This window comes from Ruegeria sp. E5 (assembly GCF_056534105.1).
Window position 1 is genome coordinate 1 of the sequence record NZ_JBQFPA010000005.1, and the last position, 12,988, is coordinate 12,988.

The 12,988-nt window shown below is 54.5% G+C and carries 21 protein-coding genes and 1 pseudogene; all 22 read left to right on the plus strand.

What is annotated here, in order from left to right; all coding sequences use genetic code 11:
* The coding region (locus ACR0BI_RS17130; protein ID WP_211330766.1) for an EF-Tu C-terminal domain-related protein at nucleotides 1-90 on the plus strand (90 nt) is incomplete at its 5' end.
* Nucleotides 91-328: 238 nt separating this feature from the next.
* Entirely contained in the window at nucleotides 329-2,041 is a 1,713-nt protein-coding gene (locus tag ACR0BI_RS17135) for an amidohydrolase (RefSeq protein WP_480562680.1), read from the plus strand.
* Nucleotides 2,042-2,068: 27 nt separating this feature from the next.
* Nucleotides 2,069-2,212: pseudogene (locus ACR0BI_RS17140) on the plus strand (EF-Tu C-terminal domain-related protein); the annotation flags it as partial.
* A 166-nt stretch (nucleotides 2,213-2,378) separates the two neighbouring features.
* Nucleotides 2,379-3,035, plus strand: a complete 657-nt coding sequence (locus ACR0BI_RS17145; protein WP_170392904.1) for a hypothetical protein — start codon at nucleotides 2,379-2,381, stop codon at nucleotides 3,033-3,035.
* A gap of 256 nt (nucleotides 3,036-3,291) precedes the next feature.
* On the plus strand, nucleotides 3,292-3,606 hold the full coding sequence (gene rpsJ, locus ACR0BI_RS17150; RefSeq protein ID WP_008756422.1) for a 30S ribosomal protein S10: 315 nt from the start codon (nucleotides 3,292-3,294) through the stop codon (nucleotides 3,604-3,606).
* Between the two features lie 18 nt (nucleotides 3,607-3,624).
* The gene (rplC, locus tag ACR0BI_RS17155; protein ID WP_039538255.1) at nucleotides 3,625-4,350 is read left to right on the plus strand and encodes a 50S ribosomal protein L3; all 726 of its coding nucleotides are present in this window, start codon (nucleotides 3,625-3,627) and stop codon (nucleotides 4,348-4,350) included.
* Nucleotides 4,347-4,964: a 50S ribosomal protein L4 gene (gene rplD, locus ACR0BI_RS17160; protein WP_010437039.1), complete on the plus strand. Its 618-nt coding sequence runs from the start codon at nucleotides 4,347-4,349 to the stop codon at nucleotides 4,962-4,964. Before rplC ends, rplD begins: the two co-directional genes overlap by 4 nt.
* Nucleotides 4,961-5,257, plus strand: a complete 297-nt coding sequence (locus tag ACR0BI_RS17165; RefSeq protein WP_009176651.1) for a 50S ribosomal protein L23 — start codon at nucleotides 4,961-4,963, stop codon at nucleotides 5,255-5,257. The genes rplD and ACR0BI_RS17165 overlap by 4 nt, the downstream gene beginning before the upstream one ends.
* A gap of 167 nt (nucleotides 5,258-5,424) precedes the next feature.
* Nucleotides 5,425-5,916 (plus strand): hypothetical protein, encoded by a 492-nt coding sequence (locus ACR0BI_RS17170; RefSeq protein WP_480562679.1) that lies wholly within the window; start codon nucleotides 5,425-5,427, stop codon nucleotides 5,914-5,916.
* Nucleotides 5,894-6,274, plus strand: coding sequence for a helix-turn-helix domain-containing protein (locus ACR0BI_RS17175; protein ID WP_170609986.1), 381 nt, complete (start codon nucleotides 5,894-5,896; stop codon nucleotides 6,272-6,274). Before ACR0BI_RS17170 ends, ACR0BI_RS17175 begins: the two co-directional genes overlap by 23 nt.
* Nucleotides 6,271-6,744, plus strand: coding sequence for a hypothetical protein (locus ACR0BI_RS17180; RefSeq protein WP_170609984.1), 474 nt, complete (start codon nucleotides 6,271-6,273; stop codon nucleotides 6,742-6,744). The genes ACR0BI_RS17175 and ACR0BI_RS17180 overlap by 4 nt, the downstream gene beginning before the upstream one ends.
* A gap of 233 nt (nucleotides 6,745-6,977) precedes the next feature.
* A complete protein-coding gene (gene rplB, locus ACR0BI_RS17185; protein WP_008757664.1) occupies nucleotides 6,978-7,820 on the plus strand; it encodes a 50S ribosomal protein L2 in 843 nt (280 codons plus the stop codon).
* Nucleotides 7,821-7,823: 3 nt separating this feature from the next.
* A complete protein-coding gene (rpsS, locus tag ACR0BI_RS17190; protein ID WP_010437056.1) occupies nucleotides 7,824-8,102 on the plus strand; it encodes a 30S ribosomal protein S19 in 279 nt (92 codons plus the stop codon).
* A 3-nt stretch (nucleotides 8,103-8,105) separates the two neighbouring features.
* Nucleotides 8,106-8,486 (plus strand): 50S ribosomal protein L22, encoded by a 381-nt coding sequence (rplV, locus tag ACR0BI_RS17195; protein ID WP_039538267.1) that lies wholly within the window; start codon nucleotides 8,106-8,108, stop codon nucleotides 8,484-8,486.
* Complete coding sequence (gene rpsC, locus ACR0BI_RS17200) at nucleotides 8,486-9,196, plus strand: 30S ribosomal protein S3 (RefSeq protein ID WP_008758042.1); 711 nt, start codon at nucleotides 8,486-8,488, stop codon at nucleotides 9,194-9,196. The genes rplV and rpsC overlap by 1 nt, the downstream gene beginning before the upstream one ends.
* 12 nt (nucleotides 9,197-9,208) lie before the next feature.
* Nucleotides 9,209-9,622, plus strand: a complete 414-nt coding sequence (rplP, locus tag ACR0BI_RS17205) for a 50S ribosomal protein L16 (protein ID WP_039538270.1) — start codon at nucleotides 9,209-9,211, stop codon at nucleotides 9,620-9,622.
* 161 nt (nucleotides 9,623-9,783) lie between these two features.
* On the plus strand, nucleotides 9,784-10,332 hold the full coding sequence (locus ACR0BI_RS17210) for an amino acid synthesis family protein (RefSeq protein WP_480562678.1): 549 nt from the start codon (nucleotides 9,784-9,786) through the stop codon (nucleotides 10,330-10,332).
* 40 nt (nucleotides 10,333-10,372) lie between these two features.
* On the plus strand, nucleotides 10,373-10,993 hold the full coding sequence (locus ACR0BI_RS17215) for a 2OG-Fe(II) oxygenase family protein (protein ID WP_170392899.1): 621 nt from the start codon (nucleotides 10,373-10,375) through the stop codon (nucleotides 10,991-10,993).
* Nucleotides 10,994-11,047: 54 nt separating this feature from the next.
* Nucleotides 11,048-11,830 carry an SDR family NAD(P)-dependent oxidoreductase gene (locus tag ACR0BI_RS17220; RefSeq protein ID WP_480562677.1) on the plus strand — a complete coding sequence of 261 codons (783 nt, stop codon included), beginning with the start codon at nucleotides 11,048-11,050 and terminating at the stop codon, nucleotides 11,828-11,830.
* 271 nt (nucleotides 11,831-12,101) lie between these two features.
* Nucleotides 12,102-12,308 carry a 50S ribosomal protein L29 gene (rpmC, locus tag ACR0BI_RS17225; protein ID WP_010437082.1) on the plus strand — a complete coding sequence of 69 codons (207 nt, stop codon included), beginning with the start codon at nucleotides 12,102-12,104 and terminating at the stop codon, nucleotides 12,306-12,308.
* A 4-nt stretch (nucleotides 12,309-12,312) separates the two neighbouring features.
* Nucleotides 12,313-12,543, plus strand: a complete 231-nt coding sequence (rpsQ, locus tag ACR0BI_RS17230) for a 30S ribosomal protein S17 (RefSeq protein WP_068340771.1) — start codon at nucleotides 12,313-12,315, stop codon at nucleotides 12,541-12,543.
* Between the two features lie 76 nt (nucleotides 12,544-12,619).
* The gene (gene rplN, locus ACR0BI_RS17235) at nucleotides 12,620-12,988 is read left to right on the plus strand and encodes a 50S ribosomal protein L14 (protein ID WP_008757934.1); all 369 of its coding nucleotides are present in this window, start codon (nucleotides 12,620-12,622) and stop codon (nucleotides 12,986-12,988) included.

Here is a 12,988-nt window from a genome sequence, read left to right on the forward strand (position 1 = left end):
CCGATCGCGATGGAAGACGGCCTGCGCTTTGCGATCCGCGAAGGCGGCCGCACCGTCGGCGCCGGCGTCGTCTCGAAAATCATCGAGTAATTCGCGTAAGCGAATATACAAAGAAAGGGCGTCCCTCGGGGCGCCCTTTTTCGTTTTTGCCTAAGCCAACAGTAATGCTAACTTCTTTCGTATTGAGACATTGCAATTAGAAAGAGGTCATAAGATGCACTTTTGGGCGCGTTCAGTTTGTCTTGTCGCAGCGGTTGCTTTCTCATCTACCTCTGCGTCCTCACAACAGATTGCGGATCGGATCTATTTGGGCGGGCCAATTGTAACGATGAACGATACGGCTCCGTCCGCAGAAGCTGTCGCAGTCAAAGACGGGCGCATTCTTGCGGTCGGGTCGCTATCTGACTTGTCGGTGCATCAGGGTGAGGAAACCGAAACCTATGATCTGGAAGGGCGCGCGATGCTTCCGGGTTTCGTTGATAGCCACGGACATGTCGTCATGGGCGGCCTGCAAGCCCTGTCCGCTAACCTTCTTGCGCCACCGGACGGGGATGTCATTGATATCGCCAGTCTGCAATCCACGCTGACTGACTGGGCCGAGGAGAATGCGCAAGCCGTTGAGCAGGTCAAAATGATCATCGGTTTTGGTTACGATAATGCTCAATTAAAGGAACTCCGTCACCCAACACGACAAGAGCTGGACATTGTGTCTGAGGACTTGCCGGTCGTCATTATTCATCAGTCTGGGCATATAGGTGTCGCAAACTCGAAAGCTTTGGAATTAGCTGGTATAACGGCGGCTTCCGAAGCACCTCCGGGCGGGGTGATCCAACGCGATGAGGCCGGAGAGCCAAACGGTGTTCTGGAGGAGTACGCGTTCTTTTCTGTTCTCGTTCCCTTGCTGGGAAATCTGGGTGAAGAGGGTCTGGCAGCATTTGCCCGAGCTGGAACCGACCTTTGGGCAAAGTTTGGATATACGACCGGGCAGGAAGGCCGATCATCAGGTCAGATTGTCGAGGTTCTCAGGAAAGTTGCTGCGGAAGAAGCTCTTCCAATCGATGTAGTAGCCTTCCCGGATGTTCTTGAGTCGAAAGAGTTTATTGGTGCGAACACTTCGAAAAGCTACGAAAACAGGGTTCGGGTCGGGGGCTGTAAACTTACAATTGATGGCTCGCCGCAAGGTTTCACCGCTTTAAGGGATCGACCCTATTATGATCCGGTTGGGAACTATGCTGCCGGCTACGCAGGATACGCAGCCATCACGATGGAGCAACTCCAGGACGCGGTGAATTGGTGTTACGACAACGATTTCCAAATCCTCGTGCATTCCAACGGTGAAGGGGCATCTGACATGCTGATTGCTGCACTCGAAGAGGCACAGATCAAGTATGGCGATCCTGGCAACCGCCCAGTTCTGATTCACGGTCAGTTTCTTCGCGAGGATCAAGTCGCAAGCCTTAAGCGCCTTGGTGTGTTTCCGTCGCTCTTTCCGATGCATACGTTCTATTGGGGCGATTGGCACCGGGATCATACGGTCGGGCCGATAAACGCAGAAAATATTTCGCCTACAGGATGGCTGCACGAGCGTGGCATGAAGTTCGGCACGCATCACGATGCGCCGGTCGCCTTTCCGAACAGCATGCGTGTTCTCGCCGCGACGGTAACCCGCCGCACACGGTCTGGTGACATTTTGGGTCCCCATCAAAGAGTCGACGTTATGACCGCCTTGAAAGCCATGACAATCTGGCCCGCCTGGCAGCATTTTGAAGAAGACGAGAAGGGGTCTATCGAAGTTGGAAAAGTCGCGGACTTTGTGATTTTGTCGGACGATCCTACTGTCGTCGATCCGGAAACACTGGCGGAGCTTGAAGTGCGTGTAACGATTAAAGGCGACGAGGTGGTCTATGAAGCGGAAGGCGATGTCAGAGAGGGAAATCTGCAATTCTCGCCATTTTCAAATGACCCTGTGATTGCACACCTTTTCATGCACGCGGTCTATCAAGGCATGAAGGTTGAAGCCCCGTGGCTTGTTAGGAACTAGCCTGTGGGTTTTGGGAACTGAGACGTCACCGAATTGGTTTTATCCGGCGACAGCTTTGGCTTCACCGTTGAGCTGATCGCGCCGATCGCGATGGAAGACGGTCTGCGCTTCGCGATCCGCGAAGGCGGTCGCACTGTCGGCGCCGGTGTTGTGTCGAAAGTCATCGAGTAATCACGGTAGGTCGGGGTTCAGCCCGGCACATCGGTGAGCCTAAGTAGGCCGCTCCAAAAGGGGCGGCCTTTATTACTTTTAGAGATTGAACACAGTCACTATTGAAACCACAATCTGGCAGTCTCTTTTTTAACCGACCAATCCTTTGAGAGAAGATGATTTGGACATGTCCAAAAAGCCGCGCTTTGCGATGTCAATTTTTTCAAGTTTAGTATTTTGGATTGGAACTTTAGCCCCGAACGTTTTGGTGTCCGCGCCATCCAGTGATGCGCAGGTATATAGCGCCTTAAAAAGCATGGGTTACTCAAACATTCTCATTGAAGGATGTAGTGTTTCGTTTTCGAGAATGATTGTGCCAACCAAAAGCAACGACTACCTAATCAAGTATGATCGATACGTTAACCTTCGCACACTTGATTTCAGTGATGCGTATGAAATTAGCGTTAGGGAAACTGACAACGGATATCTGCACATCGCCGTGGTGCCTCTTAACAAAAACTATTATCAGCACGAAACTCAAATACTTAACTTCAGAAGTTGGGTAATACGCAATTATCCAAACTCGAATTGGCCATACACTGACACAGGAATTGAAATTCAATCAGCTGCAAAAATTGAAGCCAAATTATGGAACATACTGCCTCAGGTTAAGCTCTTGAATCGATGGACTAAGCATAGTGCGAAGGGTTCATTGACATTACTTCCGCCTGAATTTCGGATGACTTATTTTGAACGCAACAACGTAGTTGAGTTCATGGATGCAATTGTTGAACAAGCAAAATACTATCATTGCTCTAACCTTGATGACGAGGGCGACGCATAGGCAGAGCGTATGTGGGTGAGTCTCTTTCGCTCAGCTAGCAAATCGAGACTTCGTTGATCCGTCTCGTTGAACTCTATTCTGTCAGACTGACGATATCTGATTTCCCCCTTGCCAAACCCCAACAACCCCACTAATACGCGCGAGTTCTCATCAAGAACATCAAGGCGGGGTGATTCCCGCCTTTTGGGTTCGATGAGGGTTGGCGATGCGCGTCTGTCCTCCTCTCAACCTCAACGCCTGATAAAAGGCTGTATCTATGCAAAGCCAAAACATCCGTATTCGGCTGAAGGCATTTGACTATCGCGTTCTGGATGCCAGCACGCAAGAGATCGTCAACACTGCCAAGCGGACCGGCGCGAACGTGCGCGGCCCGATCCCGCTGCCGAACAAGATCGAGAAGTTCACGGTTCTCCGTGGCCCTCACGTTGACAAGAAATCCCGCGACCAGTTCGAGATCCGCACGCACAAGCGTCTCTTGGACATCGTTGATCCGACCCCCCAGACCGTTGACGCGCTGATGAAGCTCGACCTCGCTGCTGGTGTGGATGTCGAGATCAAGCTGCAGTCGTAAGATCGGAGGGTATAGATTATGCGCTCTGGTATTATCGCAAAAAAAGTTGGCATGACCCGCCTGTTCATGGAAGACGGCAAGCAGATCCCTGTGACCGTTCTTCACCTGGACAACCTGCAGGTTGTTGCACAGCGCACCGCTGACAAAGACGGCTACACTGCCGTTCAGCTGGGCGCCGGTGCTGCCAAAGCAAAACGCACCTCGAAGGCCATGCGCGGTCACTATGCCGCTGCCAAGGTCGAGCCCAAGCGTAAGCTGGCCGAGTTCCGCGTCTCCGAAGATGGCCTGATCGATGTGGGCGCCGAGATTTCGGCAGAACACTTCCTGGAAGGTCAGAAAGTTGACGTTTCAGGCACCTCGATCGGTAAAGGCTTTGCCGGTGCAATGAAGCGTTGGAACTTTGGTGGTCTGCGCGCCTCGCACGGTGTTTCGATCAGCCACCGTTCGCACGGTTCGACAGGTCAGTGTCAGGACCCGGGCAAGGTGTTCAAAGGCAAGAAGATGGCCGGTCACATGGGTGCTGCCCGTGTTACCACCCAGAACCTGGAAGTTGTCAAAACCGACGCCGACCGGAACCTGGTCTTCATCAAAGGCGCCGTTCCCGGACCGAAATCGGGCTGGGTCACCGTCAAGGACGCCGTCAAGAAGAAAGCACCGGAAGGCCTGCCTTTCCCGGCAGCCGTAAAAGGTGCTGCAACTGAAGCTCCTGCGGAAGAAGCTCCCGCGGAAGGTGGTGAAGCATGAAACTTGATGTAATCAAACTGGACGGCGGCAAAGCCGGCAACATCGAGCTGGATGCGGACCTGTTCGGCCTTGAGCCGCGCGCGGACATCCTGCACCGTGTGGTCCGTTGGCAGCGCAACAACGCGCAGGCTGGCACTCACAAGGTCAAGACCCGCTCGGAAACCAGCTACTCGACCAAGAAGATCTATCGCCAGAAGGGCACCGGTGGCGCACGCCATGGTGACCGCAACGCGCCGATCTTCCGTGGTGGTGGTATCTATAAAGGCCCCGTGGTGCGTTCGCATGGCCACGACCTGCCGAAGAAGTTCCGCAAGCTTGGCCTGCGCCACGCTCTGTCGGCCAAAGCCAAAGCAGGTGAGCTGGTTGTGATCGAGAACGCCGAAGCCGAAGGCAAGACCGCCGCTCTGGCCAAACAGGTTGCAAACCTGGGCTGGAAACGCGCTCTGGTCATCGACGGCGCGACCGTGAACGAAGGGTTCCTGAAAGCGTCGAAGAACATCGAAGGTCTGGATATCCTGCCGTCGATGGGCGCAAACGTCTATGACATCCTCAAGCGTGACACCCTGGTGCTCACCAAAGCGGCTGTCGAAGCACTGGAGGCTCGTCTGAAATGAGCGCGAAGGCAGAACACTACGACGTGATCCGCAAGCCGATCATCACCGAAAAGTCGACCATGGCCTCTGAGAACGGCGCGGTTGTCTTTGAAGTGGCGATCGACAGCAACAAGCCGCAGATCAAAGAGGCCGTTGAGGCGCTGTTTGGTGTGAAGGTCAAAGCGGTGAACACCACCGTGACCAAAGGCAAGGTCAAGCGGTTCCGCGGCCAGTTGGGCAAGCGGAAAGACGTCAAAAAAGCATATGTGACCCTGGAAGAGGGTAACACCATCGACGTGAGCACCGGTCTCTGATCGAACCCGTCTTTGGAGAGAGATAAAGGCCCCCGCGCAAGCGGGGGTTTTTTTGTTGGTACCTAACTCAAGAGGATAGCAAGTTTGATTGTATTGGCTTGTTTGGCCACCCGTTGCACGATAGTCGTCTAGCAAATTTAACTTGTAGAAACCACTTGTTGATATATATGGCAACACTGTTAGAGTTATGTGAGTCGGGTCTACTGATAAAAATTGATCCGCTAGAAGATGATGAGCAACCTTGGAGAACGCTATATGCAACGCCTGAATTTGTTGAATGGCTTGACGCTGTCCTTCCGGTCATGGACCACAATGAACTTTATTCAAGTTTGTTGCCAATCGAACAGGTGTTCGCAGTTTTCCACGAATTTGTTTCCGGCGACGAGTTCTCTACGGATCGCCGCTTCAAAAAACTAAACTTCAATCCTGAACAGTATGTTTGGGAGATAAAAACGGATGACGTACGAATCTTTGGTTGGGTGCCGCAAAAAGACGCCTTTGTCTGTTGTTACGGTGACAGCGCGGATCAAATCAAATTGCTTTATCTTTACAGTAGGTACGTAGCTCAAACATCTTACGTTCGACATGAAATCGATTTGGACGAGCCGAAGTGCTGCCAGAGCAAGGAGTATGGTGATGTCATATCAACTAAAGATTGACCCTAAATCACGCAAAGCAGCCAAATTTATTTCTCAGCTCCAGAAGAAATTGCAAGCTGAGTTAGTTGCATCAGGAATGACACAGCAAGAAGTCGCTGAAGTGTTGGGAGTCGATCGGTCGGTGGTAAATCGACGCTTAAAAGGTAGTGCGAACTTGACTGCTAGATCGATTGCAGAGTTTGCTTACGCGTTTGACAAAGAAATCGACCTTGAGTTCGTCGAGAAAGATCGTCGGGAAAAGACAAACTCTACTGAGGCGACTTCAAATGTGATCGATTTGCGGCAAGAAGCACAAAACTCACCAACTGGAAACCTCGTCTCCGGATTGACGTTTAGAATTGAAAGTGCGGCGTCGTGAATTCAGAAGCATATGGCACGACAGTCTTCTGCGATGACATTAGGTACGAAACTAATGGCAAGCTGACATTGATCGGGTGCTACACCGGCGAGATGAACTTCTCTGGACCGGCTCCAGGTTTGCTGCCCAACTTTGGTGCGCTTGTTAATTTGAGGGTACCGATAAATGTCGAGATCAATACTATTAAACTCTGTGTCTACCTTGAACTTGCGAGTTCTCGGGATGAGATTTTTAGTACTGAAATTGAGATTACGGACGAACAGCGAAAGAGTGCATTTGCTGGGACTGAAAATGAACGCCCAGAGGACAAAGTCCTCTCTATGACGTTTCCTCTCCACTGGTCACCACTTCCGGTGAATGAAAAGGGGAGGATTAAGGTGAGAGCGTACTTGGACAATGATATAGAGGTGCGACTTGGCACCCTAAAAATGAACTTTGTCGAAGGTGATGGCAAAGGCGAAGAAGCCTAAAGGTTCTTGAGGGCTTGAGGGGCAAAAGGGAACAACGAAGTTTCTGCTTCAATCCCCTATAGACACCCACCCCCAACACTGCTAAACGCTCCCAATCTTGCGGCCTCGGATTCGTTCCGGGGCCTCTGATATTTGTAACCGGGGACCTTCGGGGCCCTATACCCTTGGCACCTACGGGGGCCTATCACATAGCGGGGAACATCCCTGCACTTGCTAAACGGAAGACAGAAAGCATGGCACTCAAGTCGTACAAGCCGACGACGCCGGGCCAGCGCGGGCTGGTGCTGATCGACCGTTCGGAGCTTTGGAAAGGACGTCCGGTCAAGTCTCTCACAGAGGGTTTGACCAAATCGGGCGGCCGGAACAACACCGGACGGATCACTTCACGCCGCCGCGGCGGTGGCGCAAAGCGTCTCTACCGGATCGTTGACTTCAAACGGAACAAATTTGATGTCGCGGCAACCGTCGAGCGGATCGAATATGACCCGAACCGGACCGCATTCATCGCACTGGTAAAATATGAAGACGGCGAGCAGGCATATATCCTGGCTCCGCAGCGTCTGGCTGTTGGTGACAAAGTCGTGGCATCCGCCAAGGCCGACATCAAGCCGGGCAACGCAATGCCCTTCTCGGGCATGCCCATTGGTACCATAGTCCACAACATCGAGATGAAGCCTGGTAAAGGCGGTCAGATCGCACGTGCGGCCGGTACTTATGCGCAATTCGTTGGTCGCGATGGCGGCTACGCTCAGATCCGTCTGAGCTCGGGCGAGCTGCGCATGGTCCGTCAGGAATGCATGGCCACCGTTGGTGCCGTGTCCAACCCCGACAACAGCAACCAAAACCTCGGTAAAGCCGGTCGTATGCGCCACAAGGGCGTTCGTCCGTCGGTTCGTGGTGTTGCAATGAACCCGATCGACCACCCGCACGGTGGTGGTGAAGGTCGTACCTCGGGTGGCCGTACGCCGGTTACTCCGTGGGGTAAGGACACCAAGGGTAAGCGTACCCGCAACAAGAACAAAGCGTCCCAGAAGCTGATCATCCGCTCGCGGCACGCCAAGAAGAAGGGACGTTAATCTATGTCTCGCTCTGTTTGGAAGGGTCCTTTCGTCGATGCTTACGTGCTGAAAAAAGCCGAAGCAGCGCGCGAGTCGGGCCGCAACGAAGTCATCAAGATTTGGTCGCGTCGTTCCACCATTCTGCCCCAGTTCGTGGGTCTGACCTTTGGTGTGTACAACGGCCATAAGCATATCCCCGTCAACGTCTCGGAAGACATGATCGGTCAGAAGTTCGGTGAATACTCGCCGACTCGTACCTATTACGGTCACGCCGCTGACAAAAAAGCGAAGCGGAAGTAAGTCATGGGCAAGGAAAAGAACCCCCGCCGCGTGGCTGAAAACGAAGCAATGGCGAAAACGCGCATGCTCCGTACTAGCCCGCAGAAACTGAACCTGGTTGCGCAGATGATCCGCGGCAAGAAAGTTGAGAAGGCTCTGACCGACCTGACTTTCTCGAACAAGCGTGTCGCGCAGGACGTCAAGAAGTGCCTGCAGTCTGCAATCGCCAACGCCGAGAACAACCACAACCTGGATGTCGACGAACTGATCGTCGCCGAAGCCTGGGTTGGCAAGAACCTGGTCATGAAGCGCGGTCGTCCGCGTGCCCGTGGCCGTTTCGGCAAGATCATGAAGCCGTTCTCGGAGATCACCATCAAGGTGCGTCAAGTTGAGGAGCAAGCCTAATGGGACATAAAGTCAATCCGATCGGCATGCGCCTTCAGGTCAACCGCACCTGGGACAGCCGCTGGTACGCCGACACCAAAGACTACGGTGATCTTCTGCTGGAAGACCTCAAAATCCGTGAGTTCATCAACAAAGAGTGCAAGCAGGCCGGTGTTGCCCGTGTGATCATCGAACGTCCGCACAAGAAGTGCCGCGTTACGATCCACACTGCACGTCCCGGTGTCATCATCGGCAAGAAAGGTGCAGACATTGAAGTTCTGCGCAAAAAGCTTGCTCGTATGACCGACAGCGAACTGCACCTGAACATCGTCGAAGTGCGCAAGCCCGAGCTTGACGCGCAGCTGGTTGCCGAGTCCATCGCTCAGCAGCTGGAACGTCGTGTTTCGTTCCGTCGCGCCATGAAGCGCTCGGTTCAGAACGCCATGCGCATGGGCGCCCTGGGTATCCGGGTGAACGTCGCTGGTCGTCTGGGCGGCGCCGAAATCGCACGGACCGAGTGGTACCGCGAAGGCCGCGTGCCTCTGCACACCCTGCGTGCCGACATCGATTACGCACATGCCGAAGCGATGACTCCTTACGGGATCATCGGGATCAAGGTCTGGATCTTCAAAGGTGAGATCATGGAGCACGATCCGCAGGCACGTGACCGTAAAGCACAGGAACTCCAGGACGGCCCTGCACCTCGTGGTGCTGGTGGCGGTCGTCGCTAAGGAGGGAAAGATATGCTTCAACCAAAGCGTACTAAATTCCGCAAGATGCACAAGGGCCGGATCAAGGGGCTCGCCAAAGGCGGTTCCGATCTGAACTTTGGCACCTACGGTCTGAAAGCACTGCAGCCCGAGCGCGTCACCGCGCGTCAGATCGAAGCTGCACGTCGTGCCATGACCCGTCACATGAAACGTCAAGGCCGCGTCTGGATCCGGATCTTCCCGGATACTCCCGTGACCTCGAAGCCGACCGAAGTCCGTATGGGTAAAGGTAAGGGCTCCGTTGACTTCTGGGCAGCGAAAGTAAAGCCCGGTCGTGTGATGTTTGAAATTGACGGCGTCAATGACGACATCGCCCGCGAGGCCCTGCGCCTGGCCGCGATGAAGCTGCCGATCAAGACGCGCGTTGTGGTCCGCGAAGACTGGTAAGCGATTGGGGCTTTGACCCCACTCGTTACAAGATTGACCCTCGTCGGGAAACCGGCGGGGGTTTTCTTTTGGCTCGGCAGCCCGTGATTTCGTGGGTCCTGAAAAACGTCGACCTCCAGCCACCCCGCCTCTAGGCTAACTTGCAGGAATGGGAGGGCCCTATGGTTCAGCTGCGCAAAAAGATGATCATTAAGGAAGTCATAACCACCGACCAGTTTGGCCAGCCTTGTGATCCGATCAGTCGGGTTGCAGCGCTGGCGGTGATGCAGAACCCTCTTGCCGGGCACTTATCGGACGATCTTTCAGAGTTGTTCGAGATCGGCGCCATTCTGGGTTTGGAACTCGCCGCTGAGGCAGTTTCTCAGCTTGATGGGCCGCCGGTTTCGTACGGCAAAGCCGCGATTGTCGGCATGAACGGCGATCTTGAGCAGGGCGGGGCGGTGATCCACCCCAAACTCGGTGCGCCCATGCGCGCTGCGGTGGGCGGAGGTGAGGCGGTGATACCGTCCAACGCCAAGCTGGGCGCGCCGGGTTGCGCGATTGATCCTCCGCTGGGGCACAAGGACAATCCGTGGTCGTTCGATCATTTCGACACGATGACGCTGAACATCCCAGATGCGCCGAAACCGGATGAGATCGTGCTGTGCCTCGCCTATGCCGACGGAGGTCGCCCGATACCACGCTGTGGCAAAGGGCCCATCAAGACCTAAGCGGCTGGTCTTGCCGAGAGGGCTGGGGTATGCCCAGCCCATGGCACAGATTGAATCACTCTTCGTCACCCGTCTCTATCGCGCAAACTTGTCCGAATTCGATCCCAGGATCGACGCGGAGGAATTGGAAAGTTCATGCCTTGTTATTGCTGAAGATGATGAGGCCGGGCAGGACTGGTGTGAAGCGAACGCGTATCCCGGCTACACCAGTTATGCTTCGCTGACCGATTTGCCTTGGCGATTTCCGATATTTGCCGATCTTGTCAAAGTGCTGGATCAGCACGTCGCGGCTTTCGCCAAGGATTTGGAGTTTGATCTGGACGACCGCGCGTTGAAGCTTGAGGATCTGTGGATCAATATCCTTCCTGAAGGCGGGATGCATGCCAGCCACCTGCATCCGCACAGCGTCATCTCAGGCACGACTTATGTGTCCATGCCCGAAGGGGCCAGTGCGTTGAAACTGGAAGACCCGCGGTCGGGCCGCATGATGGCCGCACCGACGCGGCTGAAGGGCGGGCGCCGGGAATTGCAGCCTTTCATCTATATGAAGCCGCAGGTAGGTGACGTCCTGCTGTGGGAAAGCTGGCTGCGCCACGAAGTGCCGATGAACATGGCCGAGGACGAGCGGATTTCTGTTAGCTTCAACTATAAATGGGAGTGAAGCGTCTTAAAGCGTCAAGGTGAAAGCGCTCCAGTTACTTCGTCGGAGGATACTATGACCAAAACAGCTCTCGTCACAGGCGCATCATCCGGAATTGGTCGGGAATTGGCACGTTATCATGCGTCACAAGGCGGCAATCTGATCATCAGTGCGCGGCGCGGAGATGCGTTGGATGCCCTCAGATCAGAGCTTGAGGCCGCCCACGATGTTACTGTCACTGCGATTCCGCTTGATCTGGGTGCTGTTGGAGGCGCGGAAAAACTTTATGAGGCCGTCAAGTGCAGAGACCTGACGGTCGACTACCTGATCAACAATGCTGGATTCGGAGGGCATGGGGCTTTTTTGGATCGCCGCCTTTCGGACGATCTGGATATGATCCGGCTGAACGTCGAAGCCCTTGTATCTTTGTGCCATCTGTTCGGCACGGATATGATCAGTGGCGGTGGCGGAAAGATACTGAATGTCAGTTCGACTGCGGCGCATATGCCGGGTCCATTGCAGGCGACCTATTTTGCCACCAAGGCCTATGTTTCGAGTTTCAGTCAGGCGCTCGCGGAGGAGCTGAAAGGCAATGGCGTCACTGTGACGGCGCTGGAGCCGGGCTATGTCGTGACCGAATTTGCTGCTGCTGCAAATCTTGAGGGCACGAAGCTTGTTGCCCAAAAAGGGGCGACTGCTGAGGCCGTGGCCAAAGTCGGCTATGACGCCATGATCGATGGGAAGCTCACGGTGATCAACGATAAGTCGCTCGCGTTTGTGCTGGGTTGGGTCATGCCGTTGCTGCCGCGACGCGCGCGCCTGAAAATGGTTCGGAAAATGCAGGAGAAGGGTGCCTGAGCACTTGGCCGCGTTTGTCGGGATCCAGAAAGGTCGCAGTAGTGATCTGCTGCCCGGTTTCAGAGGGCGGCGGTAATTTGGAAACAGGTAGTTTCATCTGCCCGAACACGGTTTGAAACTTTCCCTTGCCACCCACCCCCCAAACCCTTATACGGCGGCATCCTGCGATCTCCCGGCGTTGTCGGGCGATTCGTATGTCTATCATTCATCCACCAGGTCAAAGGTGACCCTGTAAGGGGGCCTTCTGGTGTTTTGAGCAAAGGAAAAGGCGATGAACGCCCAAGAACTGCGTGACAAAACCCCGGACCAGCTCCGCGAGGAACTGGCCAACCTGAAGAAAGAAAGCTTTAACCTGCGCTTTCAACAGGCAACCGGTCAGCTGGAAAACACAGCCGGTATCAAAGCGGCCCGCCGCAATGCTGCCCGTGTCAAAACCATTCTGAACGAAAAGGCCGCTGCTGCGGCATCCGAGGAGTAATCAGATGCCCAAGCGTATCCTGCAAGGCACCGTGACCAGCGACGCCAACGAACAGACCGTAACCGTATCCGTCGAGCGCCGCTTTACGCATCCGGTTCTGAAGAAAACCATCCGTAAGTCCAAGAAATACAGGGCTCACGATGAAAAGAACGCCTTCAAGGTCGGCGACACCGTACGCATCATCGAATGCGCGCCGAAATCGAAGACGAAACGTTGGGAAGTTCTGGAAGCGTAAGCTTCCGGGATTTTTCCATTTGTCGAAACCCTGGGGGATTTAACGAGACCAGCCCCCACAGGTCGGGAGAAACCACATGATCCAGATGCAGACCAATCTGGATGTCGCTGACAACTCCGGCGCACGCCGAGTTCAGTGCATCAAGGTCCTGGGTGGTTCCAAGCGTAAATACGCCTCCGTCGGCGACATCATTGTCGTCTCGGTGAAGGAAGCCATCCCGCGCGGCCGCGTAAAGAAAGGTGACGTCCGTAAGGCCGTCGTCGTACGCACCGCCAAGGAAGTCCGTCGCGAAGACGGCACCGCGATCCGTTTCGATCGCAACGCCGCCGTCATCCTGAACAACAACAACGAGCCCGTAGGTACCCGTATCTTTGGCCCCGTTGTTCGCGAACTGCGCGGCAAGAACTTCATGAAAATCATCTCGCTGGCTCCGGAGGTGCTGTAA